Genomic DNA, 16029 nt, shown 5'->3' with positions numbered 1-16029 from the left:
TTCCAGTATAATGTATCCGACAAGCCTAAAGGAGTTTTCACAGTGCGTTTGGATAAACTGATCGAAACCAAGTTGCATACTACCCGAAAAGAAATGAAGCGTCTGTTTCTAATGAAGCGGGTGACCGTAGATAATGAAGTTGAATTGAACCCACAGCGAAATGTGGATAGTCAGCTGCATCATATTGTAGTCGACGGGCAAAACTTACAAACGGATCAGGTTTATTATTTATTAAATAAGCCTAAGGGAGTAGTGACAGCCAAGCAGGATAATCATTGTCAGACCGTGTTAGATCTAATTGATGCCAAAGACTGGCGGCAAGAGCTTTATCCTGTTGGTCGTTTGGATCGCGATACTACCGGTTTGCTTTTACTGACTGACAATGGTCAGCTTGGTTATGATTTGCTGCAACCAAAGGAAAAAGTAGCTAAAACTTATCGAGCAGTGGTCAATGAGCGAGTTACAGAAGAGGATGTAACTGCCTTTGCTAGAGGGATTGTCTTCCACGGTGGAATTGTTTGCCAGCCAGCTGAATTGAAGGTTCTTTTTGCCAGTGAAAAAGCTTCTATGGTTGACCTGACGATTCATGAAGGTAAGTTCCATCAAGTGAAAAAAATGTTTCTGGCTTGTGGTAAAAAGGTAGTTGATCTCCAGCGATTGAAGATGGGGCCCTTGTCTTTACCAAACGATTTAGCGATAGGCAGCTATCGTGCACTCACTTTAGATGAGCTGCAGCTGTTAAAAAAATATTTTAGATAGAAGGAAAAAGAATGTATACCACTTTATTATTCGATATTGATGATACGCTATTGGATTTTCAAGATGCCGAAGAGCAGGCTTTAAATAAGTTGTTTGTAGAAATGGGTGTGCCTTTGAATGAAACAATCAAGGACGCTTACAAAGAAATGAACCGCGGTTTTTGGCGCCAGCATGAACAAGGGACGCTTTCGCGGCAGGAATTGCTAAATACACGTTTTAGTCTTTTTTTCGATACTGTAGGTAAAAAGGTAGATGGTCCAGAAACCGAGGAACGGTATCGCTATTACTTAAACCAAGGTCACAAATTGATAAAAGATGGGCTAGCTGTCGTTAAACGTCTTAGCCAAACCAAAGAATTGTATGTTGTGACTAATGGCGTGTCAGAAACACAGCATCAAAGGTTGCAGCAATCTGGCTTGGCACCCTATTTTCAGAAATTCTTTATTTCGGAGGAAATGGGGGTCCACAAACCAATGAAAGAATACTTTGATATCGTGTTTGACGAAATCCCTCACGTGGATAAAAAGCAGACGGTTATTATCGGAGATTCTCTAACCTCAGATATTAAAGGAGGGCAGACCGCTGGAATAGATACGGTCTGGATGAACCCGCAAAATAAACCAGCTACAGAGATTCAGCCAACGTATCAAATCCGTCAATTGACCGATCTTTACAAAATTTTGCAAGAATTTTGATAAACCAATAGTAATTGCCGCGATTTTCGCTATAATAGTTGTAGCAAAAGACACGAAAGAGGTTTTATTTCATGAAAAGCAAGCCAATTATCATTGGTGTAACAGGTGGCTCCGGCAGCGGGAAAACTAGCGTCAGCCGTGCAATTTATAATCATTTCCCAGATCATTCAATTATGATGCTGGAACAAGATTCCTACTATAAAGATCAAAGTAACTTAAGCTTTGAGGAACGGTTGAAGACCAATTATGACCACCCCTTTGCTTTTGATACCGATTTATTAATTGAACATGTGAAGCAGTTGTTGAATTTTGAAGCAATCGAAAAACCGGTCTATGACTATGTTGCTCACACTCGCAGTACGGCGGTAATCGTACAGGAGCCAAAAGAAGTTATTATTTTAGAAGGAATTCTAATTCTGGAAGACGAACGGCTTCGTGATTTGATGGATATTAAGATTTACGTTGATACAGATGACGACATAAGAATTATCCGTCGAATCAAACGAGATATGGAGGAACGGGGAAGAACCTTAGACTCTGTCATTGAACAATATTTAACCGTTGTAAAACCAATGTACCATCAATTTATTGAACCAACCAAGCGCTACGCAGATATTATTGTGCCAGAAGGCGGCGAAAATCATGTGGCGATTGATTTATTGGCGACGAAAGTATCCTCTTTTTTGAATCATGAGTAAGAGTATTGAAGCAGACAAATCCTTTTGGGAGCTGTCTGCTTTTTAGCTAGAGAGAACAGGGGGAATATTGCATGAATTTAGAGAAACTGCGCTATTTTGTTGATTTGGTTCAGACTGGGAGCTTTACCAAGGCTGGAAAGAAGAATTATGTTTCGCAGGTGAGTATTACGCAACAGATTCATTTTTTAGAGGAACACTTCGAATGTCAATTGATTGACCGAACAACAATACCCGTGACCCCGACAGAAGCTGGTAAAATTTTGTATCAGGAATCGCTGCAGCTGCTGCAACAATATCAACAGCTAAACCAGCGATTGGTTGACTATAATGAGGGGCAAAATCGTATTCGGATTGAATACACTTCGATTATGGATATCCAGCAATTGTCACAAGTGATTCATAAACATGATTTAAAAAAAGCAGACATTGTGCTAGATGTTGAAAAGGTACCTTTAAAAGGAGTAGCAGAAAACCTTAGAAATCATCGCTATGATTTAGCCATCAGCTTTGACTCTGAATTTTTTGAAGAAGAGGGCATTCGTACAATTCCTTTATATCATGGGAATTATCTAGCAGTAGTGGGAAAAGGTCATGCCTATTTTGAAAAAGAGTCTTTAACGATTGATCAACTGTACAGTCAGCCAATCGTGATGTTAGCACCGGAAATGATCGGAAAGTCTTATTATTTGATGTTGGAGAATGCCTTAAAAGATGGTTATGCTCCCAATATTATAAAGGTAGCTAGTGATATTGAAACGGAGCTATTCATGATTCAAAACAATAATATGATTGGTTTTTTTCCAGAAAATTACCCGTTAGTTAATAATGGGGATGGAGTAAAATTGTTGCCAATTGAGCATTCTCATCATCAATTTTCAATTGTTCTCGCTTATCGGAAGGGAGAAAACAAGCCCAGTATAAAACGATTTTTAGGCATCATTCGCGGATAAGGTATAAGTTTTACTTATAGATTATTGAATCTTTGTATTGGTTATTGTTCATTTATTCACATATGATATAGGTAACGAAAACAAGGAGGAGATATCAAATGAGCAAATTGATTTTAACTGGTGTGGATGGAAATCTAGGTAGCCAAGCAGCAGAATATTTGATGACTTTGGCAGATAAGGAACGCTTAGTATTTTGTGGCTATTCATCGGCTGCCTTGGAAAAGTATGCGAAGCAAGGAGTGGCAGTTCAACAAACGAACTTCAATCATTTAGAAGGCTTAGCTGAAAAATTTGCTGGAGGCGAAGTCTTAGCGTTAATTTCAATGCCTTTTGTAGGTGAAAAGCGGCAAGCCGCTCATAAAAATGTTGTTGATGCAGCTAAAGCAGCTGGTGTGAAGAAAATTATTTATACTTCATTAGTAAATGCTGCTGATCCAAGTAATCCAAGTATTGAAAAAATTGATCATGCTTTTACTGAAAAATATATTGAAGAAAGTGGCTTGGACTATATCTTCTTACGTAATTCGCAATACGCAGAAGCGATGGTAACTAATTACTTTACTTATGTTAAAGGTAATGGTGAATTGACTAATAGCCAAGGTGATGGGAAAATGGCCTACATTTCCCGCAAAGACTGTGCTAAAGCAGTCGCTTATGCCTTAATTAATGAAACCTATCACCATAAAATTCTAAATATTAATGGCAAAGATTTGATGACGATTCAGGATTTTATCAATATTGGCAATGAGGTAACTGGAAATAAGGTTGTGTATAGAGAAGTGACGGATGAAGAAAATTATGCCGTTTTTGATGCAATGGGCGTACCTCGTACCACCGACGGCAAATTTAAAGACGGTTCAGAGGCACCATTTTCTTCAGAAGGAATGGTAACCTTCGCTCAAGCTATTCGTGAAAATAAAATGGCTGAGCATACGGATGATTTTAAACAATTAACTGGTGACGAGCCAATTACAGTTCGCTATATGTTTGAACATGCGGAGGATTTCCAAATTGGTGAACGCCATTCGAAAGATGCATAAAAACAGCGCTGAGGCTTTTGACCTCAGCGCTGTTTGCTTATCTTATAAGTAGTATTTTTTCGCTACTGTTAAGTCATCATTCAATTCATAAACAAGTGGTTGACCTGTTGGGATTTCTAAGTCCATAATATCTTCATCAGAAATACCTTCAATATGTTTAGCCAAAGCACGTAATGAGTTACCATGAGCTGCAACTAAAACAGTTTTGTTGTCTTTCAAAGCAGGAGCAATTTCGTCTTGCCAGAAAGGTAATGCACGTTCTAAAGTAACTTTTAAGTTTTCTCCACCAGGAATGTCACGAGGATCTAACATTGAGTAACGGCGGTCTTGAGCAGCAGAACCTTCATCAGTTGCTTCCATTAATGGAGGCAATACATCGTATGAACGACGCCAGATGTGTACTTGTTCGTCGCCGTATTTTTCAGCAGTTTCTTTTTTGTTAAGACCTTGCAATTTACCATAGTGACGTTCGTTTAAGCGCCAAGATTTAACGGTTGGTACCCAAAGTTGGTCAGACTCTTCTAAGATGTAGTTACAAGTTTTGATGGCACGAGTCAATACAGAAGTGTAAGCAACATCAAATTCGATGCCAGCTTCTTTAATTTTACGTCCGCCTTCTTTTGCTTCTTCAACACCTTCTGGAGCTAAATCTACATCAGCCCAGCCAGTAAATTGATTCAATTTGTTCCATTCACTTAGTCCGTGACGAGAAAAAACTAATTTTGGCATATTATTCTCTCCTTTAGTCCATTTCTGAAATTTTCAATTCCTGATTCATTGTACAATGTTTTCAAAGGTTTTTCCATTGTTTTCCTTTATTAACCGCGGATTTTTAAAAAAAGAATTATTTATTAGGAACTGCTAATTCTTTTGGACCATCGGGAGTACCTACAACAACTTTTGAAATCATATCAATAAATAAACCATGTTCTACAACACCGACGTATCTGTCTAATTCATCTGCGAGGGCATGAGGGTCTTCTATTACTTCTAAAGCTAAATCGATAATGTAGTGTCCGCCATCGGTAACTAATAGTTCACCTTCTGCTGTTTTACGCCATTTTGGATTGTAGCCCTTTTCTTCAAAAAGACGGAATAGATTATGGCTGCCAAAAGGTACAACTTCTACAGGTAACGGGAAATTGCCTAATTTATCAACCATTTTACTTTCGTCAACAATCCAAATACATTCTTTAGAATAGGTTGCCACAATCTTTTCAAATAATAATGCTGCACCGCCGCCTTTGATTCCTTGGAAATCACTGCTGATCTCATCAGCGCCATCAATTGTCAAATCAACATAATCCACTTCATCAATGGCCTTTAAAGGAATACCTAGTTCTTTTGCTTGTTTTTCAGTCGCAGAAGAGGTAACTACACCTGTAACTTGAATGCCTTCTTCCTTCATACGTCGACCAACTTCTTTTACCATGTAATAAGCAGTAGATCCAGTACCTAATCCAACCACCATGCCATCTTTAACATATTTTGCGACTTCAATGCCTACTAGTTCCTTTAGATTCATCGAAAAATCCCACCTTCGTTTTAGTTACCTCTATTGTAATCGGAACCACAAAAAAAAGATAGTTCTTTTTTAGTAAAAAAGACCAAAAAGATTTTTCTTTCTATTTAAATACAAGAATATTAGGAATGAAAATATCCTAAAAAAACTTTCAAGAGATTATTGACAGGTAAAATCAATCATGATATGCTATCTGAGGTGCTTTGTGAACAGGTCTCTCAGATGAGACGTGCTGACTGTGTCAAGGTACGCTTGATAGAGAATGCAGTGATTGCATTATTTTTTATCGCCGAAAAAGAACCACCAGGATGTGTGGGACTAGAAAGCGAATCGAGGAAGGAGGAAACAAGGAATGCCTACAATTAATCAATTAGTACGTAAACCTCGTAAATCAAAGGTGGAAAAATCAGATTCACCTGCATTGAATAAAGGATATAACAGCTTTAAAAAAGTTCAAACAAACGTTAACTCTCCGCAAAAACGTGGGGTATGCACACGTGTGGGTACTATGACACCTAAGAAACCTAACTCTGCATTGCGTAAATATGCTCGTGTTCGTTTGTCTAACTTGATCGAAGTAACAGCTTATATTCCAGGTATCGGCCACAACTTGCAAGAACATAGTGTTGTTCTATTGCGTGGTGGACGTGTGAAAGACTTACCAGGGGTACGTTACCACATCGTTCGTGGTGCACTAGATACAGCTGGTGTTAACGATCGCAAACAAAGCCGTTCTAAATACGGTACTAAGAGACCTAAAGCTTAAAAAACGAACTAGATAAAAGACATATTTTCGGAAGGAGGAGTTACGCATGACTCGTAAGGGTGCTGCTATAAAACGTGATGTTTTACCAGATCCTATGTATAACTCAAAGCTAGTAACTCGTTTGATCAACCGTGTAATGGTTGATGGCAAACGTGGTATTGCTTCAAATATCGTGTACAACGCATTTGATAAAATTAAAGATTCAACAGGGAATGACCCATTGGAAGTTTTCGAACAAGCAATGGAAAACATTATGCCTGTATTGGAAGTTAAAGCTCGCCGTGTCGGTGGTTCTAACTACCAAGTACCAGTTGAAGTACGTCCAGAACGTCGTACAACTCTTGGTTTGCGTTGGGTTGTCAACTATGCGCGTTCTCGCGGAGAACACACAATGGAAGACCGCTTAGCAAAAGAAATCATGGATGCTGCTAACAACACTGGAGCTTCTGTGAAAAAACGCGAAGATACACACAAAATGGCCGAAGCCAACCGTGCATTCGCTCATTATCGTTGGTAAAATCCTCTCTGCATTTGACTACTGTCAGCAGAAAGATAATAGAACGCTTAATTTGATTTAAGAGAGGAGAAACAGAAGAAATGCCAAGAGAATTTTCTCTAGACAACACTCGTAACATTGGTATCATGGCCCACATCGATGCTGGTAAAACGACTGCAACTGAACGTATCTTGTATTACACTGGTAGAATCCACAAGATTGGTGAAACTCACGAAGGAGCTTCACAAATGGACTGGATGGAACAGGAACAAGAACGTGGTATTACTATCACTTCAGCTGCGACTACCGCTGCATGGAAAGGTCATCGTATCAATATCATTGACACACCAGGACACGTGGACTTCACTGTAGAAGTTGAACGTTCATTGCGTGTACTAGATGGTGCTGTAACTGTATTGGATGCTCAATCTGGGGTTGAACCTCAAACTGAAACCGTATGGCGTCAAGCAACCACTTATGGTGTACCACGTATCGTATTTGCTAACAAAATGGATAAAATCGGTGCAGACTTCTTATATTCTGTAGAAACTTTGCATGACCGTTTGAACGCAAATGCTCATCCAATCCAATTACCAATTGGTGCGGAAGATGATTTCACTGGTATCATCGACCTTGTGAAGATGAAAGCTGAAATCTATACAAACGACTTAGGTACTGAAATCGAAGAAACTGACATTCCTGCAGACTACTTAGAGCTTGCTGAAGAATGGCGTGAAAAATTAGTTGAAGCTGTTGCTGAAACTGATGAAGATTTAACGATGAAGTATCTTGAAGGTGAAGAAATCACTGAACAAGAATTGAAAGAAGGAATTCGTAAAGCAACTGTTAATGTTGAATTCTATCCAGTTCTTTGTGGTTCTGCTTTCAAAAACAAAGGGGTTCAATTATTATTGGATGCCGTTCTTGACTACTTGCCTTCACCATTGGATATTCCTGCAATTAAAGGAATCAATCCTAAGACTGAAGAAGAAGAAGAACGTCCAGCTGATGATAGCGCACCTTTTGCTGCTTTAGCATTTAAAGTTATGACTGACCCATTCGTAGGTCGTTTAACTTTCTTCCGTGTGTACTCTGGTGTCTTAGAATCAGGATCATACGTACAAAATGCTACTAAAGGCAAACGCGAACGTGTAGGTCGTATCTTGCAGATGCATGCTAACTCACGTTCTGAAATCTCTGAAGTTTACGCTGGAGATATCGCTGCTGCAGTTGGTTTGAAAGATACAACTACCGGGGATACTTTGTGTGCTGAAAAATCACCAGTTATCCTTGAGTCAATGGAATTCCCAGAACCAGTTATCCAAGTCGCTATTGAGCCTAAATCAAAAGCTGACCAAGATAAAATGGGTGTTGCCTTGCAAAAACTATCTGAAGAAGATCCTACCTTCCGCGCTGAAACAAACGTGGAAACTGGCGAAACAATCATCGCTGGTATGGGTGAACTTCACTTAGATATTATCGTTGACCGTATGCGTCGCGAATTTAAAGTTGAAGCGAACGTTGGAGCTCCTCAAGTATCTTACCGTGAAACATTCCGTAAAGGTACTCAAGCAGAAGGTAAGTTCGTACGTCAGTCTGGTGGTAAAGGTCAATACGGTCACGTATGGATCGAATTCGAACCAAACGAAGAAGGCGCTGGCTTTGAATTTGAAAATGCAATCGTCGGTGGGGTTGTCCCTCGTGAATACATTCCAGCTGTTGAAGCAGGATTGAAAGCATCAATGGACAACGGTGTATTAGCTGGCTACCCTATGGTTGACATTAAAGCTAAACTTTACGATGGATCTTACCATGATGTCGATTCAAATGAAACAGCCTTCCGTGTTGCCGCTTCTATGGCATTACGTGCAGCTGCGAAGAAAGCTGATCCAGCGATCCTTGAACCGATTATGGCAATTGAAGTTGTTATCCCAGAAGATTACTTAGGTGATATTATGGGTCACGTGACTGCTCGTCGTGGTCGCGTAGAAGGAATGGACGCTCGTGCCGGCGGCTTACAAGTTGTTCGTGCAATGGTTCCATTGGCTGAAATGTTTGGTTATGCAACCACGCTACGTTCAGCAACACAAGGTCGTGGTGTCTTCACTATGACATTCGACCACTACGAAGCTGTTCCAAAAGCAGTTCAAGAAGAAATTATTAAGAAAAATGGCGGAAAATCTGAGTAATTTAAAAAATCTTAGACAAATTCCAACTGTTTTTCTAAAAGACCTGTATTTTTGTGAACAATTCAGATAAAATGATATCGATGATATGGGCTCGCGGTACAATTGTACCGCGGACCTATCAGATAAAAAAACAAACTCATTTAGGAGGAACATATTTAAATGGCTAAAGAAAAATTTGACCGTTCAAAACCCCATGTTAACATTGGTACTATCGGACACGTTGACCATGGTAAAACTACTTTAACTGCTGCAATTACTACTGTACTTGCTAAAAAAGGCGGCGCGACTGCTATGGATTACGCACAAATCGATGGTGCTCCAGAAGAACGCGAACGTGGAATTACTATCAACACTGCTCACGTTGAGTACGAAACTGAAAACCGTCACTATGCTCACGTTGACTGCCCAGGACACGCGGACTACGTTAAAAACATGATCACTGGTGCTGCTCAAATGGACGGAGCTATCTTGGTAGTATCTGCTGCTGACGGCCCAATGCCTCAAACTCGTGAACACATTCTATTGTCTCGCCAAGTTGGCGTACCTTACATCGTTGTTTTCTTAAACAAAGTTGATATGGTTGATGACGAAGAATTGTTAGAATTAGTTGAAATGGAAGTACGTGACCTATTAACAGAATACGACTTCCCAGGTGATGACACTCCTGTTATCGCTGGTTCTGCTTTGAAAGCTTTGGAAGGCGACGCTGCTTACGAAGAAAAAATCATTGAATTGATGGCAGAAGTTGATGCTTATATCCCAACTCCAGAACGTGACACTGAAAAACCATTCATGATGCCAGTCGAAGATGTATTCTCTATCACTGGTCGTGGTACAGTTGCTACTGGACGTGTTGAACGTGGACAAGTACGTGTTGGTGACGAAGTTGAAATCGTAGGTATTGCTGAAGAAACTTCTAAAACAACTGTTACTGGTGTTGAAATGTTCCGTAAATTATTAGACTACGCTGAAGCAGGCGACAACATTGGCGCATTATTGCGTGGTGTTGCGCGTGAAGATATCCAACGTGGACAAGTATTATCTAAACCAGGTACTATCACTCCACATACAAAATTCTCTGCTGAAGTTTACGTATTGTCTAAAGAAGAAGGTGGACGTCATACTCCTTTCTTCACTAACTACCGTCCTCAGTTCTACTTCCGTACAACTGACGTTACTGGTGTAGTTGAATTACCAGAAGGAACTGAAATGGTTATGCCTGGTGACAACGTAGCAATGGAAGTGGAATTAATCCACCCAATCGCTATCGAAAACGGTACTAAATTCTCAATCCGTGAAGGCGGACGTACAGTTGGTGCCGGTGTTGTTTCAACTATCAACGCTTAATTTGATTTAACAAAACTTTTAATAAATTAGCTTTACCTATGCTCGGACGTAAAGAGTCACCGAATTATCGGTGGCTCTTTTTTTGGTTGTATGCTTTGAAAACCACCTGCTATGCAGGTGGTTCCGGAGAGCTTCCAGCGTGGTAGTGAAAAAACCTCCTAGAATGTTAAACTGATGCTGGTTTCCCGACCGCATCGCAAACAAATTAGGAGGTACCCTTATGAAAAAGGACAAAGAAAGTTTATCACATACCAGTTGGAGATGTAAGTACCACGTTGTATTTGCCCCAAAGTATAGAAGGCAGATTATCTATGGAAAATACAAACAAAGCATCGGCGAGATTATTCGAGAATTATGCGAACGAAAAGGAGTAGAAATTCTCGAAGCAAATGCCTGTAAAGACCACATTCACCTACTTGTTAGCGTCCCGCCCAAAATAAGTATTTCTCAATTCATGGGTTACTTGAAAGGAAAAAGTAGTTTGATGATATTCGATCGTCATTCCAATCTAAAATATCGTTATGGGAATCGAAAATTTTGGTGTCGTGGCTATTACGTGGATACAGTCGGACGAAACAAGGAGAAGATAGCAGAATATATTCGTAATCAATTACAAGATGATTATGCAGCAGATCAGTTAACATTATTTGAAGAATATGATCCGTTTACAGGAGAAAAAAACAAAAAGAAATAATCCGAGATTCTTTTAGAATCAGTGGGTAATAGTGGTGCGGGAGGAAGCCCCTTCAGAAGGCCTTTTAGGCCAAGGCCGGTAAAAGAGGCTTTCAGCCGAAGAGCAAACCACCCGTTACCACGGGTGGTTTTGATTTTAAAGAAGGTATAAATTTCTATCAATGGTATTTTTGAGGATGTTTAATGTAGGAAAGTTAAACAAGAGTGCAAATCATTTTTATACAAATAGTCATAGGCGTTGTAGGGATTCTTTATGGTAGCTGTTAGAAATTTAATAAATAGTAAGAAATGGGCTGTTTTGAACTGAAATGGAAGGTTATCAATTTGTTTTTTAGCAGAATTCCAGTAGGATGATCACATGGAAATTGAAAGGAAGATAGATATGATTCTTATGCCAATACCAGATTATGGTTTTGATCCGACAGAAGCTGCTGTTCCTTGGAATTACTTAAAGGAAAAAGGAATTGACATTGTTATCGCAACGCCCAGTGGGAAAATGGCATCTGCTGATGAACGCTTGCTAACAGGCGAAGGTTTTGGGCCATTTAAAAAGTTGTTGATGGCGGAACCCTCTGCTTTAAAAGATTACCGCAGCATGACCAAAAATGAAGCCTTCAGACATCCGATTCGCTACTCCGAAATTGATACAACACTATTTACTGGCGTTTTACTGCCGGGTGGCCATGACAAAGGAATGCGTGAATATCTAGAATCAGAGATACTGCAAAAGAAAGTAGCGGAATTCTTTTTAGCGGAAAAACTTATTGGTGCCATTTGTCACGGCACTGTACTAGCTGCTAGAACGATAGATCCAAGAACTGAAAAATCGGTAATTTATGATTACCAAACGACTTCTTTGTTAAAAAGCCAGGAAATGGGAGCTTACTACCTGACAGCTTTATGGCTAAACGACTATTATCGAACCTATTCGATAACTGTTGAAGAAGAGGTGAAATCAGTATTAAAAGAAAAAAATCAATTTTTAACTGGCAAAGTCACCATGAGCCGCGATTCAATAAAGAATGAAAAACCAGCTTTCGTTGTAGAAGACCGGAATTACATTTCCGCAAGATGGCCAGGAGATGCGCATACTTTCGCGAGAAAATTCTATAAAAAATTGTCCGCAGAAAGATTCTAATATAATAGAAGGAAAAATATTTTCTGAAAACGAAATAGAAAATACAAAATGTCTTAGAAAAACCTTGCAATCACTGAACCTATGTAATATAATCATAAAGGTGCTGTTTACAGAAGTGTAAACGTACTGGGGGGTTCTTAATAGAATTCACCGGCTTTGAAACGAGAGGTTGCGACACGCCCGGACGCTTTGCCACGAACGAGCGTGACGGAAATTTTCGTGGAGCTATGTCTACTTTTAAAATAGGCGAAGGAGGGAACAAGATGGCAAAACAAAAAATTCGTATCCGTTTAAAAGCGTATGAACATGGTATTTTAGATCAATCAGCAGATAAAATCGTAGAAACTGCAAAAAGAACTGGAGCTAGCGTATCAGGTCCAATTCCATTACCAACAGAACGCAGTCTTTACACTGTAATCCGTGCGACTCATAAATACAAAGATTCACGCGAACAATTCGAAATGCGTACTCACAAACGTCTAATCGACATTGTGAACCCAACACCAAAAACAGTTGACGCTTTAATGAAGCTAGACTTACCAAGCGGTGTAAACATTGAAATCAAACTATAATAAGAAAATGGAGGTGTAATCATGACCAAAGGAATCTTAGGGAAAAAAGTGGGAATGACTCAAATCTTCACAGAATCTGGTGAATTAATTCCAGTTACTGTTATCGAAGCTACTCCGAACGTTGTTTTACAAGTGAAAACAATGGAAAACGATGGTTACGAAGCAGTTCAATTAGGTTACCAAGATAAACGTGAAGTTTTGTCTAACAAACCTGCGAAAGGTCATGTTGCAAAAGCAAACACGGCTCCTAAGCGCTTCATTCGAGAATTCAAAGATGTTGAGCTAGGAGATTATGAAGTAGGACAAGAAGTGAAAGTTGATACTTTCCAAGCTGGAGACATCATTGATGTAACCGGAACGACTAAAGGTAAAGGATTCCAAGGCGTTATCAAACGTCACGGACAAAGCCGCGGCCCAATGGCTCACGGATCTCGCTACCATCGTCGTCCTGGATCTATGGGTCCTGTTGCACCGAACCGTGTATTTAAAAATAAAAAATTAGCTGGCCGTATGGGTGGCAACCGCGTGACAATTCAAAACCTTGAAGTTGTACGTGTTGACGTTGAACGCAACGTTATCTTAGTTAAAGGAAATGTTCCTGGAGCTAAAAAATCATTAATTACAATTAAATCTGCTGTGAAAGCGAAATAATCGTTAGAGGAAAGGAGGAACTAAGGAATGCCGAATGTAGCATTATTCAAACAAGATGGAACTCAAAATGGTGAAATTACTTTAAACGAAGAAATCTTCGGAATCGAACCAAATGAAAGTGTTGTGTTTGATGCAATCATCATGCAACGCGCTTCATTAAGACAAGGAACACACGCTGTGAAAAATCGTAGCGCAGTTCGTGGCGGTGGCCGCAAACCATGGCGTCAAAAAGGAACAGGTCGTGCCCGTCAAGGTTCAATCCGTTCACCACAATGGCGTGGAGGTGGCGTTGTCTTCGGACCTACACCACGTTCATACAGCTACAAACTTCCTAAAAAAGTTCGTCGCTTAGCAATTAAATCTGTTTTATCAGAAAAAGTTGCTGGAAACAATTTGGTAGCAGTTGAAGCATTAAGCTTTGAAGCACCAAAAACAAAAGAATTCAAGCAAGTTTTAGCTAACTTGTCTATTGACTCAAAAGTATTGGTTGTCTTAGAAGCAGATAACGAAGCTGCAGCACTTTCAGCTCGCAACTTACCAAACGTTACTGTTACTACTTCATCAAACGTTACTGTACTTGATGTAGTCGCTAATGAAAAAATCTTAGCAACGCAAACTGCTCTTAACCAAATTGAGGAGGTGCTTGCATAATGGAATTACTAGACGTAATTAAACGCCCAGTGATCACTGAAAAAGCCATGTTAGACATGGACGAAAAGAAATACACTTTCGAAGTGGACACTCGTGCGAACAAAACTTTAGTTAAACAAGCTGTTGAAGCTGCGTTTGACGTTAAAGTGAAAAACGTAAACATTCTAAATGCTAAACCAAAAGCGAAACGTATGGGTAAATACACTGGTTTCACTAAAAAACGTCGTAAAGCAATCGTGACGTTAACAGAAGATTCAAAAGAAATCCAAATTTTCGACGCTGCTGAATAAGCACAAGAAATAGCGATTAATATAGGAGGGAAACAGACGTGGCGATTAAAAAGTACAAACCTACCACAAATGGCCGTCGTAACATGACAAGTTCTGACTTTGCTGAGATTACAACTAGCACACCAGAAAAAACTTTGTTAGAGCCATTAAAAAACCATGCCGGTCGTAACAACAACGGTCGTATTACTGTACGTCATCAAGGTGGCGGACATAAACGCCAATACCGTGTTATCGACTTTAAACGTAATAAAGACGATGTAGTTGCAACTGTTCAAACAATCGAATACGATCCGAACCGTTCAGCAAACATTGCATTAGTTCACTATTCAGACGGAGTGAAAGCTTACATCTTAGCACCTAAAGGCTTAGAAGTGGGCATGACTATCGTTTCTGGATCAAATGCCGACATTAAAATCGGAAACACTCTACCTCTAGAAAACATTCCAGTAGGTACTGTGGTTCACAATATTGAAATGAAACCTGGCAAAGGCGGACAATTAATCCGTTCAGCAGGTACAAGTGCTCAAGTACTTGGTAAAGAAGGGAAATACGTATTAGTTCGTTTGAATTCAGGCGAAGTTCGTATGATCTTAGCTGCTTGCCGTGCAACTATTGGTTCTGTTGGTAATGAACAACATGAATTAATTAACATTGGTAAAGCTGGCCGCTCTCGTTGGATGCGTAAACGCCCAACTGTACGTGGTAGCGTAATGAACCCTAACGATCACCCACACGGTGGTGGTGAAGGTAAAGCTCCTATTGGACGTAAAGCTCCAGTATCTCCATGGGGACAACCTGCATTGGGTTACAAAACTCGTAACAAGAAAGCAGCATCAGACAAACTTATCGTACGTCGTCGTAAGAATAAATAGAATCATTGACCATGTGTCGCACATTTTGAGAGGAGGTACACCATGGGTCGTAGTTTGAAAAAAGGACCTTTCGCTGATGATCATTTAATGAAGAAGGTCGAAGCACAACAAGGCGCTGAAAAGAAAAAAGTCATTAAAACTTGGTCTCGTCGCTCAACAATTTTTCCTAATTTTGTAGGTTTCACAATTGCTGTGTATGACGGACGTAAACATGTACCAGTTTACATCCAAGAAGATATGGTAGGACATAAATTAGGTGAATTTGCACCAACAAGAACTTATCGTGGCCACGCAGCCGATGATAAGAAAACAAGACGTTAATTTTGAGGGGAGGATATCATCATGGCAGAACAACAAATCACATCAGCTAAAGCAACTGCAAGAACAGTTCGCACGTCTCCTCGTAAAGCGCGTTTAGTAATCGATCTTATCAGAGGAAAAAGCGTAGCAGAAGCGATTTCAATTTTGAAGTTCACACCAAACAAATCTGCTGGTTTAATTGAAAAAGTTTTAATGTCAGCAGTTGCTAACGCAGAAAACAACTTTGACTTAGATGTTGAAACTTTGGTTGTCTCTGAAGCTTTTGTTAACGAAGGACCTACAATGAAACGTTTCCGTCCACGTGCTAAAGGATCAGCTTCACCAATCAACAAACGTACAAGTCACATCACCGTAGTGGTATCAGAAAAATAAGGAGGGA

General features: G+C 39.8%; 20 protein-coding genes. 18 read left to right on the top strand and 2 right to left on the bottom strand.

The window, feature by feature from the left end; translation table 11 throughout:
* The first annotated feature begins 42 nt into the window (after positions 1-42).
* The 5 genes from I588_RS11300 to I588_RS11280 all read left to right on the top strand — a co-directional run bounded on the left by I588_RS11300 (position 43) and on the right by I588_RS11280 (position 4142).
* A complete protein-coding gene (locus tag I588_RS11300; protein ID WP_010756426.1) occupies positions 43-759 on the top strand; it encodes a 16S rRNA pseudouridine(516) synthase in 717 nt (238 codons plus the stop codon).
* 11 nt (positions 760-770) lie between these two features.
* The gene (locus I588_RS11295; protein WP_010756427.1) at positions 771-1454 is read left to right on the top strand and encodes a YjjG family noncanonical pyrimidine nucleotidase; all 684 of its coding nucleotides are present in this window, start codon (positions 771-773) and stop codon (positions 1452-1454) included.
* A gap of 71 nt (positions 1455-1525) precedes the next feature.
* Entirely contained in the window at positions 1526-2152 is a 627-nt protein-coding gene (gene udk / locus I588_RS11290) for a uridine kinase (protein ID WP_010756428.1), read from the top strand.
* Between the two features lie 71 nt (positions 2153-2223).
* Positions 2224-3102 carry a LysR family transcriptional regulator gene (locus tag I588_RS11285; RefSeq protein ID WP_010756429.1) on the top strand — a complete coding sequence of 293 codons (879 nt, stop codon included), beginning with the start codon at positions 2224-2226 and terminating at the stop codon, positions 3100-3102.
* A 98-nt stretch (positions 3103-3200) separates the two neighbouring features.
* Positions 3201-4142 (top strand): NmrA family NAD(P)-binding protein, encoded by a 942-nt coding sequence (locus I588_RS11280; protein ID WP_010756430.1) that lies wholly within the window; start codon positions 3201-3203, stop codon positions 4140-4142.
* Between the two features lie 42 nt (positions 4143-4184).
* On the opposite strand, the gene gpmA is transcribed toward I588_RS11280, so the two are convergent.
* Positions 4185-4871 carry a 2,3-diphosphoglycerate-dependent phosphoglycerate mutase gene (gpmA, locus tag I588_RS11275; protein ID WP_010756431.1) on the bottom strand — a complete coding sequence of 229 codons (687 nt, stop codon included), beginning with the start codon at positions 4869-4871 and terminating at the stop codon, positions 4185-4187.
* A 115-nt stretch (positions 4872-4986) separates the two neighbouring features.
* A complete protein-coding gene (gene rpiA / locus I588_RS11270) occupies positions 4987-5667 on the bottom strand; it encodes a ribose-5-phosphate isomerase RpiA (protein WP_010756432.1) in 681 nt (226 codons plus the stop codon).
* Positions 5668-6016: 349 nt separating this feature from the next.
* On the opposite strand from rpiA, the gene rpsL reads away from it, so the two are divergent.
* The 13 genes from rpsL to rplV all read left to right on the top strand — a co-directional run bounded on the left by rpsL (position 6017) and on the right by rplV (position 16022).
* Positions 6017-6430 carry a 30S ribosomal protein S12 gene (gene rpsL, locus I588_RS11260; RefSeq protein ID WP_010756433.1) on the top strand — a complete coding sequence of 138 codons (414 nt, stop codon included), beginning with the start codon at positions 6017-6019 and terminating at the stop codon, positions 6428-6430.
* 46 nt (positions 6431-6476) lie between these two features.
* Entirely contained in the window at positions 6477-6947 is a 471-nt protein-coding gene (gene rpsG / locus I588_RS11255; RefSeq protein WP_010756434.1) for a 30S ribosomal protein S7, read from the top strand.
* 80 nt (positions 6948-7027) lie between these two features.
* Positions 7028-9115 (top strand): elongation factor G, encoded by a 2088-nt coding sequence (gene fusA, locus I588_RS11250; protein ID WP_010756435.1) that lies wholly within the window; start codon positions 7028-7030, stop codon positions 9113-9115.
* A 159-nt stretch (positions 9116-9274) separates the two neighbouring features.
* The gene (gene tuf, locus I588_RS11245; RefSeq protein WP_010756436.1) at positions 9275-10462 is read left to right on the top strand and encodes an elongation factor Tu; all 1188 of its coding nucleotides are present in this window, start codon (positions 9275-9277) and stop codon (positions 10460-10462) included.
* 220 nt (positions 10463-10682) lie between these two features.
* A complete protein-coding gene (gene tnpA, locus I588_RS11240) occupies positions 10683-11156 on the top strand; it encodes an IS200/IS605 family transposase (RefSeq protein WP_010755290.1) in 474 nt (157 codons plus the stop codon).
* Between the two features lie 357 nt (positions 11157-11513).
* Positions 11514-12293 (top strand): type 1 glutamine amidotransferase domain-containing protein, encoded by a 780-nt coding sequence (locus tag I588_RS11235; protein WP_010756437.1) that lies wholly within the window; start codon positions 11514-11516, stop codon positions 12291-12293.
* Positions 12294-12556: 263 nt separating this feature from the next.
* Complete coding sequence (gene rpsJ / locus I588_RS11230; protein WP_010756438.1) at positions 12557-12865, top strand: 30S ribosomal protein S10; 309 nt, start codon at positions 12557-12559, stop codon at positions 12863-12865.
* Between the two features lie 21 nt (positions 12866-12886).
* Positions 12887-13516 carry a 50S ribosomal protein L3 gene (gene rplC / locus I588_RS11225; protein WP_010756439.1) on the top strand — a complete coding sequence of 210 codons (630 nt, stop codon included), beginning with the start codon at positions 12887-12889 and terminating at the stop codon, positions 13514-13516.
* Positions 13517-13543: 27 nt separating this feature from the next.
* Positions 13544-14167 carry a 50S ribosomal protein L4 gene (gene rplD / locus I588_RS11220; RefSeq protein WP_010756440.1) on the top strand — a complete coding sequence of 208 codons (624 nt, stop codon included), beginning with the start codon at positions 13544-13546 and terminating at the stop codon, positions 14165-14167.
* Positions 14167-14457 carry a 50S ribosomal protein L23 gene (locus tag I588_RS11215; protein ID WP_010756441.1) on the top strand — a complete coding sequence of 97 codons (291 nt, stop codon included), beginning with the start codon at positions 14167-14169 and terminating at the stop codon, positions 14455-14457. The genes rplD and I588_RS11215 overlap by 1 nt, the downstream gene beginning before the upstream one ends.
* Positions 14458-14495: 38 nt before the next feature.
* On the top strand, positions 14496-15329 hold the full coding sequence (rplB, locus tag I588_RS11210; protein WP_010756442.1) for a 50S ribosomal protein L2: 834 nt from the start codon (positions 14496-14498) through the stop codon (positions 15327-15329).
* 42 nt (positions 15330-15371) lie between these two features.
* Entirely contained in the window at positions 15372-15650 is a 279-nt protein-coding gene (gene rpsS / locus I588_RS11205; protein ID WP_010756443.1) for a 30S ribosomal protein S19, read from the top strand.
* A 21-nt stretch (positions 15651-15671) separates the two neighbouring features.
* A complete protein-coding gene (rplV, locus tag I588_RS11200) occupies positions 15672-16022 on the top strand; it encodes a 50S ribosomal protein L22 (protein WP_010756444.1) in 351 nt (116 codons plus the stop codon).
* The last annotated feature ends 7 nt before the right edge of the window (positions 16023-16029 follow it).

This window comes from Enterococcus pallens ATCC BAA-351 (genome assembly GCF_000407485.1).
GTDB lineage: Bacteria > Bacillota > Bacilli > Lactobacillales > Enterococcaceae > Enterococcus_A > Enterococcus_A pallens.
This window is presented reverse-complemented; position numbering and strand designations above follow the sequence as displayed.

Coding starts and splice junctions, on each gene's coding strand:
- I588_RS11295 (WP_010756427.1), top strand. CDS start 771: ATGTATACCACTTTATTATTCGATATTGATGATACGCTATTGGATTTT.
- udk (WP_010756428.1), top strand. CDS start 1,526: ATGAAAAGCAAGCCAATTATCATTGGTGTAACAGGTGGCTCCGGCAGC.
- I588_RS11285 (WP_010756429.1), top strand. CDS start 2,224: ATGAATTTAGAGAAACTGCGCTATTTTGTTGATTTGGTTCAGACTGGG.
- I588_RS11280 (WP_010756430.1), top strand. CDS start 3,201: ATGAGCAAATTGATTTTAACTGGTGTGGATGGAAATCTAGGTAGCCAA.
- gpmA (WP_010756431.1), bottom strand. CDS start 4,871: ATGCCAAAATTAGTTTTTTCTCGTCACGGACTAAGTGAATGGAACAAA.
- rpiA (WP_010756432.1), bottom strand. CDS start 5,667: ATGAATCTAAAGGAACTAGTAGGCATTGAAGTCGCAAAATATGTTAAA.
- rpsL (WP_010756433.1), top strand. CDS start 6,017: ATGCCTACAATTAATCAATTAGTACGTAAACCTCGTAAATCAAAGGTG.
- rpsG (WP_010756434.1), top strand. CDS start 6,477: ATGACTCGTAAGGGTGCTGCTATAAAACGTGATGTTTTACCAGATCCT.
- fusA (WP_010756435.1), top strand. CDS start 7,028: ATGCCAAGAGAATTTTCTCTAGACAACACTCGTAACATTGGTATCATG.
- tuf (WP_010756436.1), top strand. CDS start 9,275: ATGGCTAAAGAAAAATTTGACCGTTCAAAACCCCATGTTAACATTGGT.
- tnpA (WP_010755290.1), top strand. CDS start 10,683: ATGAAAAAGGACAAAGAAAGTTTATCACATACCAGTTGGAGATGTAAG.
- I588_RS11235 (WP_010756437.1), top strand. CDS start 11,514: ATGGAAATTGAAAGGAAGATAGATATGATTCTTATGCCAATACCAGAT.
- rpsJ (WP_010756438.1), top strand. CDS start 12,557: ATGGCAAAACAAAAAATTCGTATCCGTTTAAAAGCGTATGAACATGGT.
- rplC (WP_010756439.1), top strand. CDS start 12,887: ATGACCAAAGGAATCTTAGGGAAAAAAGTGGGAATGACTCAAATCTTC.
- rplD (WP_010756440.1), top strand. CDS start 13,544: ATGCCGAATGTAGCATTATTCAAACAAGATGGAACTCAAAATGGTGAA.
- I588_RS11215 (WP_010756441.1), top strand. CDS start 14,167: ATGGAATTACTAGACGTAATTAAACGCCCAGTGATCACTGAAAAAGCC.
- rpsS (WP_010756443.1), top strand. CDS start 15,372: ATGGGTCGTAGTTTGAAAAAAGGACCTTTCGCTGATGATCATTTAATG.
- rplV (WP_010756444.1), top strand. CDS start 15,672: ATGGCAGAACAACAAATCACATCAGCTAAAGCAACTGCAAGAACAGTT.